The organism is Pseudomonas sp. TCU-HL1 (assembly GCF_001708505.1).
Classification (GTDB): Bacteria; Pseudomonadota; Gammaproteobacteria; order Pseudomonadales; family Pseudomonadaceae; genus Metapseudomonas.
Genome location: NZ_CP015992.1, coordinates 3,885,654 through 3,902,182, shown reverse-complemented (window position 1 = coordinate 3,902,182; position 16,529 = coordinate 3,885,654). Strand labels below are relative to the sequence as shown.

At 61.7% G+C, this 16,529-nt stretch carries 16 protein-coding genes; 5 read left to right on the top strand and 11 right to left on the bottom strand.

Annotated features, from left to right (window positions below):
- Positions 1–304 precede the first annotated feature (304 nt).
- From THL1_RS18100 to THL1_RS18090, 3 genes are all read right to left on the bottom strand, one after another.
- On the bottom strand, positions 305–748 hold the full coding sequence (locus THL1_RS18100) for a thioesterase family protein (RefSeq protein WP_069084512.1): 444 nt from the start codon (positions 746–748) through the stop codon (positions 305–307).
- A gap of 80 nt (positions 749–828) precedes the next feature.
- The gene (locus THL1_RS18095) at positions 829–1,515 is read right to left on the bottom strand and encodes a polysaccharide lyase family 7 protein (protein WP_069084511.1); all 687 of its coding nucleotides are present in this window, start codon (positions 1,513–1,515) and stop codon (positions 829–831) included.
- A 235-nt stretch (positions 1,516–1,750) separates the two neighbouring features.
- Positions 1,751–2,407: a hypothetical protein gene (locus THL1_RS18090; protein ID WP_069084510.1), complete on the bottom strand. Its 657-nt coding sequence runs from the start codon at positions 2,405–2,407 to the stop codon at positions 1,751–1,753.
- Between the two features lie 231 nt (positions 2,408–2,638).
- On the opposite strand from THL1_RS18090, the gene THL1_RS29780 reads away from it, so the two are divergent.
- Positions 2,639–2,845 carry a hypothetical protein gene (locus THL1_RS29780; protein WP_145928334.1) on the top strand — a complete coding sequence of 69 codons (207 nt, stop codon included), beginning with the start codon at positions 2,639–2,641 and terminating at the stop codon, positions 2,843–2,845.
- A gap of 20 nt (positions 2,846–2,865) precedes the next feature.
- Here the strand turns inward: THL1_RS29780 and alaC are convergent, their stop codons facing one another.
- The 5 genes from alaC to acnB all read right to left on the bottom strand — a co-directional run bounded on the left by alaC (position 2,866) and on the right by acnB (position 9,298).
- Positions 2,866–4,110 carry an alanine transaminase gene (gene alaC / locus THL1_RS18085; protein ID WP_069084509.1) on the bottom strand — a complete coding sequence of 415 codons (1,245 nt, stop codon included), beginning with the start codon at positions 4,108–4,110 and terminating at the stop codon, positions 2,866–2,868.
- A 188-nt stretch (positions 4,111–4,298) separates the two neighbouring features.
- Positions 4,299–4,877, bottom strand: a complete 579-nt coding sequence (locus THL1_RS18080) for an ANTAR domain-containing response regulator (protein WP_069084508.1) — start codon at positions 4,875–4,877, stop codon at positions 4,299–4,301.
- A gap of 21 nt (positions 4,878–4,898) precedes the next feature.
- Entirely contained in the window at positions 4,899–6,113 is a 1,215-nt protein-coding gene (locus tag THL1_RS18075; RefSeq protein WP_069084507.1) for a CmpA/NrtA family ABC transporter substrate-binding protein, read from the bottom strand.
- Positions 6,114–6,304: 191 nt separating this feature from the next.
- A complete protein-coding gene (locus tag THL1_RS18070; RefSeq protein WP_069084506.1) occupies positions 6,305–6,514 on the bottom strand; it encodes a YgdI/YgdR family lipoprotein in 210 nt (69 codons plus the stop codon).
- Between the two features lie 174 nt (positions 6,515–6,688).
- Positions 6,689–9,298 (bottom strand): bifunctional aconitate hydratase 2/2-methylisocitrate dehydratase, encoded by a 2,610-nt coding sequence (gene acnB, locus THL1_RS18065; protein ID WP_069086558.1) that lies wholly within the window; start codon positions 9,296–9,298, stop codon positions 6,689–6,691.
- Between the two features lie 401 nt (positions 9,299–9,699).
- On the opposite strand from acnB, the gene THL1_RS18060 reads away from it, so the two are divergent.
- Complete coding sequence (locus tag THL1_RS18060; protein ID WP_069084505.1) at positions 9,700–10,176, top strand: DUF1289 domain-containing protein; 477 nt, start codon at positions 9,700–9,702, stop codon at positions 10,174–10,176.
- Positions 10,177–10,221: 45 nt separating this feature from the next.
- On the opposite strand, the gene THL1_RS18055 is transcribed toward THL1_RS18060, so the two are convergent.
- Positions 10,222–11,085 carry a universal stress protein gene (locus THL1_RS18055; RefSeq protein ID WP_069084504.1) on the bottom strand — a complete coding sequence of 288 codons (864 nt, stop codon included), beginning with the start codon at positions 11,083–11,085 and terminating at the stop codon, positions 10,222–10,224.
- Positions 11,086–11,257: 172 nt separating this feature from the next.
- Here THL1_RS18055 and THL1_RS18050 point away from each other — a divergent pair, with 172 nt between their 5' ends.
- Positions 11,258–11,860, top strand: coding sequence for a tRNA-(ms[2]io[6]A)-hydroxylase (locus THL1_RS18050; protein ID WP_069084503.1), 603 nt, complete (start codon positions 11,258–11,260; stop codon positions 11,858–11,860).
- Positions 11,861–12,110: 250 nt separating this feature from the next.
- Here THL1_RS18050 and lpxH read toward each other — a convergent pair whose 3' ends face one another.
- Together lpxH and THL1_RS18040 are read right to left on the bottom strand one after the other, a co-directional pair.
- Entirely contained in the window at positions 12,111–12,833 is a 723-nt protein-coding gene (gene lpxH, locus THL1_RS18045) for a UDP-2,3-diacylglucosamine diphosphatase (RefSeq protein WP_069084502.1), read from the bottom strand.
- Positions 12,830–13,324 carry a peptidylprolyl isomerase gene (locus tag THL1_RS18040; protein ID WP_069084501.1) on the bottom strand — a complete coding sequence of 165 codons (495 nt, stop codon included), beginning with the start codon at positions 13,322–13,324 and terminating at the stop codon, positions 12,830–12,832. Before THL1_RS18040 ends, lpxH begins: the two co-directional genes overlap by 4 nt.
- Before the next feature lie 122 nt (positions 13,325–13,446).
- Between THL1_RS18040 and THL1_RS18035 the strand changes: the two genes are divergently transcribed.
- Positions 13,447–15,114 (top strand): glutamine--tRNA ligase/YqeY domain fusion protein, encoded by a 1,668-nt coding sequence (locus THL1_RS18035; protein ID WP_069084500.1) that lies wholly within the window; start codon positions 13,447–13,449, stop codon positions 15,112–15,114.
- Complete coding sequence (gene cysS, locus THL1_RS18030) at positions 15,114–16,499, top strand: cysteine--tRNA ligase (protein WP_069084499.1); 1,386 nt, start codon at positions 15,114–15,116, stop codon at positions 16,497–16,499. Before THL1_RS18035 ends, cysS begins: the two co-directional genes overlap by 1 nt.
- The last annotated feature ends 30 nt before the right edge of the window (positions 16,500–16,529 follow it).

Below are 16,529 nucleotides of genomic sequence, written 5' to 3'. Positions count from 1 at the left end.
CGGCTGAAGCCGCAGCGGGATAGAGTGAGCTGCAAGCGAACGTCCGGATCTCGGCCCGTCCACCGCCCCATCGCTGGGGCCGAAACGAAAAAGGCGTCGCACCACTGCCCGCATTGCTGCGAAGTGACGCGACGCCTTTGTCGTGTAATGGGGCAACCGCCGTTGGCTACCTCTGGCTGTTACTCAGCAAGAGCCGGGCCAACCATGGAAATGCCCATTCCAGAGCGGTCTGCGGGAAGAGGGGAGAGACGGCCTGAATCAAAACGGGGCGAGACGGATCTGGCTGCACCGAGTTGAGGCCACTTCAGTCCAGCCAGTTCACCTTGGGGAAGGTCGTGCGGAAGCTTTCCGGCATGGCGACCACGCGGGACTCCCGGTAGCAGAAGAAGACGAAACCGGACTTGGCCATGGCAACCAGCTTGCCGTCTGCCGGTCGGGTAATGCGGAAGGTGATGTCGCCACCGTACTTGTTGAAGTCCATGACGCCCACTTCGAACAGCAGTTGGTCGCGGGCATGCGCTTCGGCCCGGTAGGTGGTGGCCAGATCGGTGACGATGATCCCGGTGCCGTCTCCGGCGGTTTCGCCGATACCGAACTCGAACAGGAAGCGCGCACGGGCTTCCGAGATCATCGAAATCATCGAGTCGTTGCCCAGGTGATTGGCCCCGTTGATGTCGGTGACGCGCACGGTCAGGTGCGTGGAGTAGCAGTATTGGTCTTCGGGGAAGTTCAGGGTCAGGCGTGCCATCGGAACCTCGGGCGTAGAAACGACGAAGCGTCGATTCTACGCCGGCCTGGCTGGATGGCCGGGCATTCTCGTGCTGAATGTCAGCGATGCAGGCTGTTCAACCAGTAGAAGGTGACCCGGCCGCCCTCGTTGTCCGCGCCGTAGTTGTCCTGGATATAGGCGCCCGCCTTGAAATAGAGCTGTTGCTTGCCCCAATAGCCGCTGAGTTCGCGGTAGAGGTTGCCGTCGTCGCCTTTGCTGGTGATGGTGATGCCGAGCTTGCCGGTGGGCGTGATGCGCAGGTGGTAGCTGAAGCGCTCGCCCAGGTCGACATGCTCGGCCAGCAGGATGTTCTCCACTTCCGTGTCGCCCGGACGCTTGCGCAGCAGTGCCTCGACCCGGCCGTTGCCGCGCAGGTAGTGGTACTGGAGCTTGAGCAGGGGATCGTTCTGGCTGCCGGGTTCGTCCTTGCTGTGAATCTGGCCGATGATGATCTTGTTCTTGCTGGGCAACTGCTCTACCGAAAGCACGGCGCTGAGGTAGTTGTCGGCGCTGGCGTGATACCAGTAGCTGAGGGTTCCGTCGGACTGGGTTTCCCGCAGTTCAGTGCGCGGGTAGGCGGCATCTTCGGTGCGTGAGCCGTTCACCGGAACCCAGAACGTGATGCTGCCATCGGCGTTTCGGCGGAAGTACTGGCTCTCATAGCCATTGCTGAGGCGGTCGGTGGTGATGAGCGTATTGGAAGTGGTGGCTGGGACTGTCAGGTTCCAGGTACTGAGGTCGATCACGGATTGTCCTTACTGCTGAATACCTAGGTGCAGCAGTTCGTACCTGCAGAGGGTGGAAAGTTCCGGGCCAGCTCGAAGGAGGGAGGTCTTCGTACTATAGTGCCTGTTCGTGATGAACCGTCGGAGGGCTTTCGGGAAGTGTCTGGCGTACTGCCAGAAGTTTGAAGGTGAAGTGTGTAGCGTATTATTCGGTGAAACTTCAGTTTGAAACTGGGCATCCCTGCCCAGTCATCTCTTACAGCGAGGCGAGTGCGGGACTCACTCGGGAAAGAGTGAGGTTTTCAGCTCTGTTGCTTGCCCACTTCACCAGCAGCGTCATCGCGACGAAGCCAAGGCAGATGAACAGCGGGTAAGCGAACATGATTTCGCCAAGGGAGTATTTCCAGCTGAGCGGACGAGCGATGCCCAGCATGGCTCCATAGAACCAGGAGACTCCGGAGACGACACCCGAGAACACCGCGAGGGTGCGGGTGCTGGTTTCCATCTTGACCAGCGTGCCGGCCTTCTTGATGGCGGGCAGGACTGCGCTGTGCAGCAGGAAACCGTTTACGGTCAACAGCGTTACGACCAGGATCTTGGCCTGGAGTTTGGGGTTGAGGAAGTACACCGCGCCTTTGACAGAGTAGTCCAGCAGTACGATACCTATCCCTGTTACCCAGAGTGCCGCAAGTGCAAGCAGTACAGTTTTCTTCAGAGTATCAAGATGGGTTTTGTCGCTATGGGTAGCGTCTTCGCCGGTGATCATCTGCTTGATCATGGCATAGTCGCTGGTCAGGACCAGGCCGATTGCCACGCAGCAGGCGATCAGGTGGGCATAAACAACACCCATGCGCATTAATTCCATGGTTGCTTCCTGTTTGAACAGGGAAGTAATGAGATGATACAGCTCCATGGTTGACCTCTTGTTTTACAAAGTAAGTTGGTGTGCTGATGCAGTAAGGGCACCGATATATGTTTTTGCTTACTCGTTAGTCTCTATGGACTTTGAGTGGTAGTTTGGTTGTTTCATGCATCTAGTTGTATTTCATGTCTTCATACGCACTCCTCCTTTTTTGAGACAGAGAAACCTCCTGCACGTGAACTAGTGCATTTGGAATCGCTCCGGACTCAAGGGGAAAAAGACATGCGCGCCGTCAGCCGACCATGGCTCAAAAGTGGCGCGATGAATTCTGGCTTTCATCAGAGTGGTGTAACCCTGGTTTTGTTCAAAAAACGATCTGAAAGCCGACGAGCGGTGCAGGTGCGCCTGGCGAGCAAGCGCTTGAAAAGGCAAGGAAACCTTGCCAGGCGGGCGTTTCGGGAAAGTTCACTGAAAGAGCGTCCCCTGTGACCAGGGGACGCTGGCCGGCGTCAGGCCTTGCCGGCTTTTCGGGGCTTGGCCGGCGCCGACGGCTCGAGCAGGCCATCGGCGCGGAACATGCCCTTGATGCCACGAACGGCCTGACGGATACGGTCCTGGTTCTCAATCAGGGCGAAGCGCACATGGTCGTCGCCGTAGTCGCCGAAGCCCAGGCCAGGGGAGACGCAGACCTTCGCCTCGGCCAGCAGCTTCTTGGAGAACTCCAGGGAGCCCATGGCGGCGTAGGGTTCGGGAATCTTGGCCCAGACGTACATCGATGCCTTGGGGTTCTCCACCATCCAGCCGATCTCGTGGAGACCCTTCACCAGCACATTGCGGCGTTGGCGGTATTGCTCGGCAATATCGCGTACGCATTGTTGGTCGCCTTCCAGGGCCGCGATGGCCGCCACCTGCAGCGGGGTGAAGGTTCCGTAGTCGTGATAGCTCTTGATCCGCGCCAGGGCGCTGACCAGTTCCTGATTGCCGACCATGAAGCCGATTCGCCAGCCTGCCATGTTGTAGCTCTTGGACAGGGTGAAGAACTCGACTGCTATGTCCTTGGCGCCAGGCACTTGCATGATGGAGGGCGCTTTCCAGCCGTCGTAGACGATGTCGGCGTAGGCCAGGTCATGCACCACCAGCACGTCGTACTGCTTGGCGAGTGCGACCACGCGCTCGAAGAAGTCCAGTTCCACGCATTGGGCGGTGGGATTGGAGGGAAAGCCGATGATCATCATCTTCGGCTTCGGGATGCTTTCGCGAATCGCCCGTTCCAGTTCGGCGAAGAAGTCCACGCCAGGCACCAGGGGCACCGAGCGTACCTGGGCGCCGGCGATGACCGCACCGTAGATGTGGATGGGGTAGCTGGGGTTGGGTACCAGCACAGTGTCGCCGTGGTCCAGGGTGGCGAGCATCAGGTGCGCCAGGCCTTCCTTGGAGCCGATGGTGACAATGGCTTCGGACTCAGGATCGATCTCCACGTCGTAGCGGTCCTTGTACCAGCGCGAGATGGCCCGGCGCAGGCGAGGAATACCGCGGGAGGTGGAGTATCCGTGGGTGTCTTCACGCTGGGCGACCTGCACGAGCTTTTCCACGATGTGCGGCGGGGTGGCGCCGTCGGGGTTGCCCATGGAGAGGTCGATGATGTCTTCACCGCGACGGCGTGCAGCCATCTTGAGTTCGGCGGTGATGTTGAAGACGTAGGGGGGGAGACGATCGATGCGCGCAAAACGGCGCGGTGAGCGCTGGTCAGCCATGCTTTCCTCGGATACGTAAGCGCCCGGAACCGTCCGAGCGACGTCGGCCACTGCGGTGGCCTGGCGGCGAAGATACGGGCTTCGTGATGCCTTTGTCGAGAGGCACTGCGTGGCCGCGGTACCCCGTCGGGCGCCGCGCCGCCAAGGAGAGGTGGGAGACAGTTCGCCTGTCGTGTGGCGAGCGGGTCTCAATGACCGAGCATGTCGTGCATCGCGATGATCTGCTCGGCCACCTGGATCAGCTTCTGCTGGCGGCTCATGGCCTGGCGACGCATCAGGGTATAGGCCTCTTCTTCGTTGCAGTTCTTCATTTTCATCAGCAGGCCCTTGGCCAGTTCGACGCGCTTGCGCTCGGCCAGTTGCTGGTCGCGCGCATTGAGCTGGGCGCGCAGGGCCTGGTCGCTTTCAAAGCGCGCCATGGCGACGTCGAGGATGGGTTGCAGGCGGTCGACCTGAATGCCTTCGACGATGTAGGCACTGACGCCGGCCTGGATGGCCCGGCGCATGACCTGTGGGTCGTGTTCATCCGTGAACATGACGATGGGGCGCGGCTGGTCGCGGGTGACCATTACCACTTGCTCCATGACGTCGCGGCCGGGGGATTCGGTGTCGATCAGCACCACGTCGGGCCGTATGGCTTCGACGCGGGCCGGCAGGTCGATGGTCAGACCCGATTCGTCGATGACGTCGAAGCCGGCGGCCACCAGGGCGGCCTTGAGTCGGCCGACTTTCTTGGCAGTGTCGTTGATCAGCAGGATGCGCAGCATGGCGGCGGTCTTCCCTAGCGGCTACAGGGCAATGGCGCGGGCAGTGCCGGCCAGGGAGTGGATCGGGAAGCTGCGGGCGTAGCCGGCCGGGTCGCTGCCGTCCCAGGTGCGACCGTCGATCAGGGTGGCGCTGCGCATCAGCTCGGGAACCTTGATGCCGAGGGCTTCGGCGGCCTGCCGGTAGATGTCCAGCCGCTGTACGCGCTGGGCGACAGCCTGGTAATCCGGGTCGTTTCGCAAGAGCCCCCAGCGGCGGAACTGCGTCATGAACCAGATGCCGTCGGAGAGGTACGGCATGTTCACCTGGCCTTCACCGAAGAAGCGCAGCGGGTGGTCATCCTCCCAGGCGTTGCCCAGGCCATCCTGGTAGTGGCCGAGAAAGCGTGGCTCCACGGCGGACAGCGGGACGTCGATGTAGTCGCTGCCGCTGATCAATTGGGCGGTGCTGCGGCGATTCTCCTCACTGGCATCGATGAAGCGGCTGGCCTCCAGCACCGCCATGGTCAGGGCGCGTGCGGTGTTGGGGTATTGCTCGACGAACTCGCGGGTGACGCCCAGGACTTTCTCCGGGTGGTCGGGCCAGATCATCTGGCTGGTGGCCAGGGTAAAGCCCTGGTCCTGGTCCACCGCCAGCGCACCCCAGGGGCCGCCGGCGCAAAAACCGTCGATGCGCGCGGCCTTGAGGTGGGCGACCATCTGCGGTGGCGGTACCACGACCGTGTCGACATCCCGCAGCGGGTGAATGCCCTGGGCGGCCAGCCAGTAGTTCAGCCACATGGCGTGAGTGCCGGTGGGGAAGGTCTGGGCGAAGGTCAGGCGTGCACCGCTGTGGCGCACGTGGTGCGCCAGTGCCTCGGAATTGGTCACGCCGATGCGCTTGAGCGGCTCGGACAGATTGATGGCCTGGCCGTTCTGGCAAAGTCCCATAAGGATGGCCATGTCAGCGCTGGGGCCGCCAATGCCCAGTTCGATGCCATAGGCCTGCCCGTAGAGGGTTTGAGCAGCATCCAGTTCGCCTGAGAGCAGCTTGTCACGCAGGGTTGCCCAGGAGGACTGGCGCTGGAGGTTCAGCGTCAGGCCGTAAGGCTGGGCGAAGCCTTGGGTAGCGGCGACTATGAGGGAGGCCGAGTCGGTCAAAGGCATGAAGCCCAGGTTGAGCATGCACTTCTCCGGTGCATCGCTTCCTGCGACCCAGGCCAGGTTATCGGTGCGCGTGGTGTTTTGCGTGTCCGTCATCTTGGTTGCCACCTTTCAGCAAAATGGCGCCGATCCAGAGCAGCCGGGGCTGGCCAGAGTCGACGCCATTGTCATCAACCCGCTCCGCCATTGGAGTGAGTATCGTTGGGGCTGTCCAAGCAAGCGATATGCCAGTGGGCGGAAAAAGAAACCCCGCCAGGGCGGGGCAAGGGTTCGAGGTCGGAGCTGCCTCAACGTTCGATGATCTGTTTAACCTGGCTTTGCGGAATCTGCTGGACACGGCCCTCGTGGTCCTCGAACTCAAGCATGCCGGTGTCGTCATCCAGCTCGGGTTTTTCGTCTGTGGCGATGATCTGGCCGTCAGTCGTGGCGATCAGGTATTCACTGGAGCAGCCTGCCAGGCCCAAGGTGCAAAGAAGGATGAGGAACCAGATTTTCATGGCGGCGCTCCCGGTTGTGGCAGCTCATAGTTGGAACATAGCTCGCGGTAGAGGGACCGCAAGTCGGTCCGATGGGCGTCCGCATTGCGCGGTGTGGGCCGGGCGAATGGCGGCAGAAAAGAAAAAGCCCCGCACGGGGCGGGGCTTCTTCGTTGCCGAGTTACCGATACAGGCTTAAGCCTGGACTACCGGGATCTTGGCGTTTGCAGCAGCTTCCTTGTACTCGGCGATCTGGTCGAAGGACAGGTAGCGGTAGATATCGGCAGCCATGCTGTCGATGTTCTTCGCGTATTCCATGTACTCCTCGACGGTCGGCAGTTTGCCCAGGATGGAGGCAACGGCCGCCAGTTCGGCGGAGGCCAGGTAGACGTTGGTGGCGTCGCCCAGGCGGTTCGGGAAGTTACGGGTGGAGGTGGAAACCACGGTGGCGCCGGTCTGTACCCGAGCCTGGTTGCCCATGCACAGGGAGCAGCCCGGCATTTCCATGCGGGCGCCGGCCTTGCCGTAGATACCGTAGTAGCCTTCCTCGGTCAGCTGGTGCTGGTCCATCTTGGTCGGCGGAGCCAGCCACAGACGGGTCGGGATGCCGCCCTTGACCTTGTCCAGTAGCTTACCGGCAGCGCGGAAGTGACCGATGTTGGTCATGCAGGAACCGATGAACACTTCGTCGATCTTGTCGCCAGCCACGGTGGACAGCAGGCGGGCATCGTCCGGGTCGTTCGGTGCGCAGAGCACGGGCTCTTTCACGTCGGCCAGGTCGATTTCGATGACGGCAGCGTATTCGGCGTCAGCGTCACCTTCCAGCAGTTGCGGGTTGGCCAGCCAGGCTTCCATCGCCTGGGCGCGGCGCTCCATGGTGCGGGCGTCGCCGTAGCCTTCTCCGATCATCCAGCGCAGCAGGGTGATGTTGGACTTCAGGTATTCGGCGATGGCCGCTTCCGGCAGCTTGATGGAGCAACCGGCCGCGGAACGCTCTGCGGAAGCGTCGGACAGCTCGAAAGCTTGTTCGACGGTCAGGTCGTTCAGGCCTTCGATCTCGAGGATGCGGCCAGAGAAGATGTTCTTCTTGCCCTTCTTCTCTACGGTCAGCAGGCCAGCCTGGATGGCGTAGTAGGGGATGGCATGCACCAGGTCACGCAGGGTGATACCGGGCTGCATCTTGCCCTTGAAGCGCACCAGGACGGATTCCGGCATATCCAGCGGCATGACGCCGGTGGCAGCGGCGAAGGCCACCAGGCCGGAACCGGCCGGGAAGGAGATGCCGATCGGGAAGCGGGTGTGGGAGTCGCCACCGGTGCCGACGGTGTCAGGCAGCAGCATGCGGTTCAGCCAGCTGTGGATGATGCCGTCGCCCGGACGCAGGGATACGCCGCCACGGGTGCGGATGAAATCCGGCAGGGTGTGGTGGGTATTGACGTCGATGGGCTTCGGATAGGCGGCGGTGTGGCAGAAGGACTGCATCACCAGGTCGGCGGAGAAGCCGAGGCAGGCGAGGTCTTTCAGCTCGTCACGGGTCATCGGGCCAGTGGTGTCCTGGGAACCGACGGTGGTCATCTTCGGCTCGCAGTAGGTGCCCGGACGGACGCCTTTACCTTCCGGCAGACCACAGGCACGGCCAACCATCTTCTGGGCCAGGGTGAAGCCCTTGCCGCTGTCGGCCGGGGATTCCGGCTTCTTGAACAGGTCGGAAGCACCCAGGCCCAGCTCGGTGCGGGCCTTCTCGGTCAGGCCGCGGCCGATGATCAGCGGGATACGGCCGCCGGCGCGGACTTCGTCCAGCAGGACTGGGGTCTTCAGTTCGAAGGTGGTGACCACTTCGCCGCTGTCGTGGCGAACGACCTTGCCTTCATAGGGGTAGACGTCGATGACGTCGCCCATGGCCAGGTTGGTGCAGTCGAATTCGATCGGCAGGGCGCCGGCGTCTTCCATGGTGTTGTAGAAGATCGGGGCGATCTTGGTGCCGAAGCAGAAGCCGCCGCCGCGCTTGTTCGGCACGAAGGGGATGTCGTCGCCGAAGAACCACAGCACCGAGTTGGTGGCGGACTTACGGGAGGAGCCGGTACCGACCACGTCACCGACGTAGGCAACCGGGAAGCCCTTGGCCTTGACAGCTTCGATCTGGTTCAGCGGACCGACGGAGCCCGGCTGGGCCGGCTCGATGCCGTCACGGGCCATTTTCAGCATGGCCAGGGCGTGCAGCGGGATGTCGGGGCGGGACCAAGCGTCCGGAGCGGGGGACAGGTCGTCGGTGTTGGTTTCGCCGGGCACCTTGAACACGGTCAGGGTGACCTTTTCCGGTACGGCCGGTTTGTTGACGAACCACTCGCCGTCGGCCCAGGACTTGAGCACGGCCTGCGCGTTGGCGTTGCCTTTCTTGGCGCGCTCGGCGACGTCATGGAAGGCGTCGAACATCAGCAGGGTGTGCTTCAACTGTTTGGCAGAGACGGCAGCCAGTTCGGCATCGTCCAGCAGCTCGACCAGGGTGGCGATGTTGTAGCCGCCCTGCATGGTGCCCAGCAGTTCGGTGGCGCGGGCTTTGCTGATCAGCGGGGAAGTGGCTTCGCCTTTGGCGATAGCGGAGAGGAAACCTGCTTTGACGTAGGCGGCTTCATCGACACCCGGCGGAACACGGTTGGTGATCAGGTCGAGGAGGAAAGCCTCTTCGCCGGCCGGGGGGTTCTTCAGCAGCTCGACCAGGCCTGCAGTTTGTTCGGCGTTCAGCGGCTGGGGTACGACACCCTGGGCGGCACGCTCTTCTACGTGTTTGCGATAGGCTTCAAGCACAGTTTTACCCTCATCAGTGGCCCTGGAGTCGTCCAGGGCGCTCATCCAGGAATCCGTCGAACGCATGCGCCGCACAGCTTTTTGGGCTGTCTGGCCAAGGTTTCGGCGGCCTCCATCGAGAAGCTGTTTTCAAAGTTTTACGCCGGTAGGAAGACCTGATGAGGGCTGGCGGCGGACACCCCTGGCGGGATGCCCCGCGCCATTATTTCCTGCCGGATGAACTGTGCTCGTGACGCTTTGAAAACAGCTTCCAACGGATATCGGCGCCTTAAATGGCGGGCCGATTCTAATGGAAAGCCTCGGCAAAGTTAAGACGAAATCCCTATTTCACCGAGGGTGACCCTGATTAGACAAAGGGCTAAGATGGCGGGCCCGTTTTACCTGCCGAATCTGCTTCCACCATGTCCAACCAGCGCATCAAGACGCCCTGCGTCGGCCTCTGTTCCACTGTCTATGGCGACCTTGTCTGCCGGGGCTGCAAGCGCTTCCATCATGAAGTGGTGAACTGGAACCTCTACAACGAGGACGAAAAGCGTGCGGTGTGGCGGCGTCTTGAACTCCTGCTGGTGCAGGTGATGGAGGCGAAACTTGAGGTGTTCGATCCGGCCCGCCTGCGTCAGCAACTGGAGCAGCGCCAGGTCCGCTTTGTGCCCGAACAGTCACCTTATTGCTGGGCTTACCAGTTGATTGCACGGGCCTCGCGTATGATCAATCGACTGGATGCCTACGGCATCGTGCTGCTTCCCGAGTTCCGTGGCTGGGCGCTGCCCGAACTGCGTGAGGCCATTGATCGTGAGTTTTTCCTGTTGTCCGAAGCTCACTACGAGCGCTACATCGCTCCGCGATTCCTGCGGGAGGGCGTTGAGAGTCGCGTCTGACGCCAAGAAAAGCCGCCATCAGGCGGCTTTTTCGTGTGGAGGGAATCAACGCTGGGCGACCAGTTCTTCCAGGTGGGCGATGATGGCCTCGGGTTTGAGGACCAGTACATCGCTTTCCAGGGTATCCAGTACCACTTCCGCCGTGTTGCCGATCAGTGCGCCGGAGAGCCCGGAGCGCGCGACTGTGCCGATTACCGTGACCACGGCACCGACCTTGTGCGCGACATGGGGGATCAGTACGTCCGCTGGACCCTCTTCTATATGCAGGCGTTCGTCGCTGACGTCGTATTCGGCCTGGAAGGCGCGGCACTCCTCGCGATAACGCGCTTCGATGGTTTCCTTGAGCTGGAAGGTCGGGTCTGCTGCCGAGAGCATCGGCGACGGGTGGGCGCTGATCACGTGCAGGGTTCCATGTGCGAGGCTTGCAATGTCGTAGCCATGACTGACGATGGTGGCGTGCAGGGTGCGGTGTTCGCCATCGCTGTTGCCCACGTCGACGGCGGCGAGAATGGTGCCTCCGGTCCAGGGCAGGTCCGTCTTGACCATCAGCACCGGGCCGGGGCAGTAGCGCAGGAGTTTCCAGTCATCCGGCGTCAGCAGCGCCTTCTTCAGCGGGTTGTCCGGTACGTGCTGCTTGATCACCAGGCCACAGCCTTCGGCTTGCTGTGCGGCGATGATGGTCTGGTGCTGATTGTCGAGCCAGCTTTGCTGGGTGCTGACGCTGTAGCCTTCGGCCTTGAGCGAATCGGCCAGGTCACTGAGATAGTCGGCATGGTCGCCCTTGCGGTCGCAGATCAGAAGGTGCAGTTGCGACTGGGTCACGCCGGCGATCAGTTTGGCCCGTTTCAGGGCGAGGCCCTCCGGCCGGTCCGGCTCCAATACCACCAGAATGCTGCGAATGGCTTGCATGGTCCTCATCTCCCTGTGAATGGCTTATAGCCAAAGCAAATGTAGTCCCGATTCAGCGTTGGTGTTCTTGACATATATCAGCGGCTGGACTGGTCGTCGTGTCCTGCATTCGTATAATGCTCCGCCTTCGGGGGGCCGGCCAGCGCGGCGCCCAGCATGACGAGACTTGCCTGTGAACCTGCCTGAAATCCATGAATTCCTTAGTTGCCGAACCCCCGACGCCTGGGTGGCGGCGGCGTTGGCCGATCAGGAAACGCTGCTGATCGACCATAAGAATAATGAGTACAAGGCGGCCTCCACAGCGATGGCGCTGATGGCCAAGTACGCCACGCAACTGGATCTGATCAACTTCATGTCGCGCCTGGCCCGCGAAGAGTTGGTTCATCACGAGCAGGTGTTGCGCATCATGAAGCGCCGCAAGATCGACCTTAAGCCCGTCTCGGCCTCCCGCTATGCCTCCGGCCTGCGCAAGCTGGTGCGCAACCACGAGCCTTACAAACTGGTGGATACGCTGGTGGTGGGGGCTTTTATCGAGGCGCGTTCTTGTGAGCGTTTCGAAGCGCTGGTGCCGCATCTCGACGAAGAACTGGGCAAGTTCTACGGCGGCCTGCTCAAGAGTGAGTCCCGGCATTACCAGGGTTACCTGAAGCTCGCCTATGCATACGGTGAGGCGCAGGACGTGGAGCGCACCATCGAGAAGGTGAGGCTGGCCGAGCGAGAGCTGATCGAGTCGCCAGACCAGGAGTTCCGCTTCCACAGCGGCATACCCGCCTGACGGACACAAAAAAAGCGCTCCACGGGGCGCTTTTTCATTTGAGCTTGGTTAGGACGTGGTCATGAGCAACCGGCCCTGCCTGTTACGACCTCGAGAGAGGCGGGGGCGCGCAAGGAGGATGGGCGTTTGTAGGGTGCGTCGCGCGCATCAGCGGTATTTGGGCCACGATTGTCCCTCATCTGACGCCAAACCGGTGCACATGGCGCACCCTACGGCAGGTCGACCTGCGAGGCGTTTCTCGCAGGAAGCTTCAGGCGAGGGGGAAGGGCGTCTGAACGAAGCCCTGCGCATCCACCTGCAATGCCCAGCCCTGGTGGTCCCAATCACCCAGGACGATGCGTCGGGCAGGTTTTCCGTCAAGGTCCAGCGCGTGCTCGGCAGGGCGGTGGGTGTGCCCGTGGATCAGGGTCCTGACGCCATGCTCGCGGAGAATGCGCGGTATTTCAGTCGGCGTGACGTCAGTGATTTCCAGGGCTTTCTGCCGGGTCTGCATCCGGCTTTCCTTGCGCAGTTTGCGCGCCAGCTGGTGGCGGGTTGCCAGGGGCAGGTTGCGCAGGATGAACAGGCTGATCGGGTTGCGTAGCCAGCGGCGCAGGCGCATGTAGGCTGCGTCCTGGGTGCATAGGCTGTCGCCGTGCATCAGCAGCACCGGCTCGCCGTTCATCTGCACCAGGCTTGGGTCCGGCAGCAGGGTGCAGCCGGCCTCGCGGCAGAACGCGCGGCCAATCATGAAGTCGCGGTTGCCGTGCATCAGGAAGATGCGCGTGCCGCTGTTGGCCAGTGTGCGCAGGGCCTGGGCGATCAAGTGCTGGAAGGGCGTCATGGCGTCGTCGCCGATCCAGGCTTCGAAGAAGTCGCCAAGTATGTACAGGGCTTCAGCGCGCGGGGCGCGGGTCTGCAGGAAATGAAGAAACGCCCGGGTGATATCCGGGCGTTCCTCTTCGAGATGCAGATCGGAGATCAGCAGTATCACTCGGCGATCTCGGCCTTCTCGATGATCACGTCATCGACCGGAACGTCCTGGTGGCCGGATTTCATGGTGGTGGCCACGCCTTTGATCTTGTTGACCACGTCCATGCCTTCGACCACTTCTCCGAATACCGCGTAGCCCCAGCCCTGGACGGTGGGCGCGCTGTGGTTCAGGAAGGTGTTGTCAGCGACGTTGATGAAGAACTGCGCGGACGCCGAGTGCGGTTCCATGGTGCGGGCCATGGCGACGGTGCCGACCTTGTTGGACAGGCCGTTGTTCGCCTCGTTCTTGATCGGGGCGCGGGTGGACTTCTGCTTCATGCCCGGCTCGAAACCGCCGCCCTGGATCATGAAGTTGCCGATCACGCGGTGGAAGATGGTGCCGTCGTAATGGCCGGCCTTCACGTACTCCTTGAAGTTGGCCGCGGATTCCGGGGCTTTGTCTTCGAAGAGTTGCAGGGTGATGACGCCATGGTTGGTATGCAGCTTGATCATTGGGCTATTCGCTCTATCGAGAAATCCAAGGCCTGTCAGGGGATTGACAGCTTCGGCTATGATAAGCGCTTTGATTTGGCCGGCCTACCCTGAGCCGTGCACCAGCTAGACTTAAGGACCCCATGAGCAAGCCAGAGACTCCCGCCGCTTCCAACTTCCTGCGCCAGATCGTCCAGGCGGACCTGGACGCCGGCAAGCACACCAAGATCGTCACCCGTTTCCCGCCGGAGCCCAACGGCTATCTGCACATCGGTCACGCGAAGTCGATCTGCCTGAACTTCGGCCTGGCCAGGGAGTTCGGCGGTGACTGCCATCTGCGCTTCGACGACACCAACCCGGCGAAGGAAGATCAGGAGTACATCGACGCCATCGAGAGCGATGTGAAGTGGCTGGGCTTCCAGTGGGCCGGCGAGGTGCGCTACGCCTCCAACTATTTCGACCAGTTGCATGACTGGGCTGTCGAGCTGATCAAGGCCGGCAAGGCCTTCGTCTGCGACCTGTCTCCGCACGACATGCGTGCGTACCGCGGCACCCTCACAGAGCCGGGCAAGAACAGTCCGTTCCGTGACCGCTCCGTGGACGAGAACCTGGACTTGTTTGCCCGTATGAAGGCTGGCGAATTCCCGGACGGCACCCGTTCCCTGCGCGCGAAGATCGACATGACTTCGCCGAACATGAACCTGCGCGACCCGATTCTCTATCGCATTCGCCACGCCCATCACCACCAGACGGGCGACAAGTGGTGCATCTACCCGAGTTATGACTTCACCCACGGTCAGTCGGACGCCATCGAGGGCATTACCCACTCCATCTGCACCCTGGAGTTCGAGGACCATCGCCCGCTTTACGAATGGTTCCTAGAAAACCTCCCCGTTTCGGCACAGCCGCGCCAGTATGAGTTCTCGCGCCTGAACCTGAACTACACCATCACCAGCAAGCGCAAGCTCAAGCAACTGGTGGATGAAGGTCATGTGAGTGGTTGGGATGACCCACGCATGTCGACCCTGTCCGGTTATCGTCGTCGCGGCTATACCCCGGAATCCATCCGCAACTTCTGCGAGATGATCGGCGTGAACCGCGCCAGCGGTGTGGTCGATATCGGCATGCTCGAGTTCAGCATCCGCGATCATCTGGACGCCACCGCGCCGCGCGCCATGTGCGTGCTCAAGCCGCTGAAGGTGGTGATCACCAACTACCCGGAAGGTCAGGTGGAAAACCTGGAGCTGCCGCGCCATCCGAAGGAAGACATGGGTGTGCGCGTCCTGCCGTTCGCTCGCGAGCTGTACATCGATGCCGGCGACTTCGAGGAAGTACCGCCGGCTGGTTTCAAGCGCCTGATCCCCGGCGGCGAAGTGCGTCTGCGCGGTAGCTACGTGATCCGTGCCGATGAAGCGATCAAGGATGCCGATGGCGACATCGTTGAACTGCGCTGCAGCTACGACCCGGATACCTTGGGCAAGAACCCTGAGGGCCGCAAGGTCAAGGGCGTGATCCATTGGGTCCCGGCGGAAGGTAGCGTGGAGTGCGAAGTCCGCCTGTATGATCGTCTGTTCCGCTCGCCGAATCCTGAAAAGTCGGAGGAGGGTGGTAGCTTCCTCGATAACATCAATCCGGGCTCCCTGCAGGTGCTGAGCGGTTGCCGTGCCGAACCGTCGCTGGCCCAGGCGCGGCCCGAAGATCGCTTCCAGTTCGAGCGCGAGGGTTACTTCGTTGCCGACCTGAAAGAGACCCAGCCAGGCAAGCCGGTGTTCAACCGCACCGTGACCCTGCGCGATTCCTGGGGCCAATGATGACGCTGTCGATCTACAACACCCTCAGCAAGATCAAGGAGCCGCTGAAGCCGCTGGTCGGCAATCAGGTGCGCATGTACGTCTGTGGCATGACCGTCTATGACTTCTGCCACATTGGCCATGCCCGTGTGATGGTGGCTTTCGACGTGGTGGCGCGCTGGTTGCGCCACCGTGATTACGACCTCACCTATGTGCGCAACATCACTGACATCGACGACAAGATCATTCGTCGTGCCAATGAGAACGGCGAGCCGTTCGAGGCGCTGGTGGAGCGCATGATCGCGGCGATGCACGAGGATGAGGCGCGCCTCTCCGTGCTGCGTCCTGACATCGAACCGCGTGCCACGGGCCACATCGCCGGCATGCACGAGATGATCCAGACCCTGATCGACAAGGGGTTCGCCTACGCTCCGGGCAACGGCGACGTGTACTACCGCGTCGGCAAGTTCGAAGGTTACGGCAAGCTATCGCGGCGCAAGATTGACGAGCTGAAGATCGGCGCGCGCATCGAAGTGGATGAAATCAAGGAAGACCCGCTGGACTTCGTGCTCTGGAAGGGGGCCAAGCCGGGCGAGCCGAGCTGGGAGTCCCCCTGGGGTGCTGGCCGTCCGGGCTGGCACATCGAATGCTCGGTGATGTCCACCTGCTGCCTGGGTGAGACCTTCGACATTCACGGCGGCGGTCCGGACCTGGTCTTCCCGCACCACGAAAACGAGATCGCCCAGAGCGAGGCGGCCACCGGCAAGCTCTACGCCAATGCCTGGATGCATGCCGGCGCAGTGCGCGTGGATGGCGAGAAGATGTCCAAGTCCCTGGGTAACTTCTTCACTATTCGTGAGGTGCTGGAAAAGTATCACCCGGAAGTGGTGCGCTACCTGTTGGTATCCAGCCACTACCGAAGCCCGATCAACTATTCCGAAGAAAGCCTCAAGGAAGCCAAGGGCGCTCTGGAACGTTTCTACCACGCCCTGCGTGGCCTGCCCGACGCTGTTCCGGCGGGGGGCGATGAGTTCGTCGAGCGCTTCGCGGCAGCCATGGATGACGACTTCAACAGTCCGGAAGCCTGCGCCGTGCTCTTCGAGATGGTGCGCGAAGTGAACCGTCTGCGTGATGGCGACCTGCCGGCCGCCGCTGCCCTGGCGGCGCAGCTCAAGGTGCTGGCCGGCCTGCTTGGCGTACTGCAACTGGAGCCTGACGCGTTCCTGCGCGCGGGTGCCGAGGGCAAGATCGATGCAGCAGAGGTCGAGGCGCTGATCCAGGCGCGCCTGCAGGCGCGTGCGGATAAGAATTGGGCCGAATCCGATCGCATTCGTGACCAGTTAGGCACCATGGGCGTTGTGCTGGAAGACGGTAAGGGTGGTACCACCTGGCGTCTGGCTGACTGAGTCGGATTGTCCAATGAAAAAGGCCGCTAG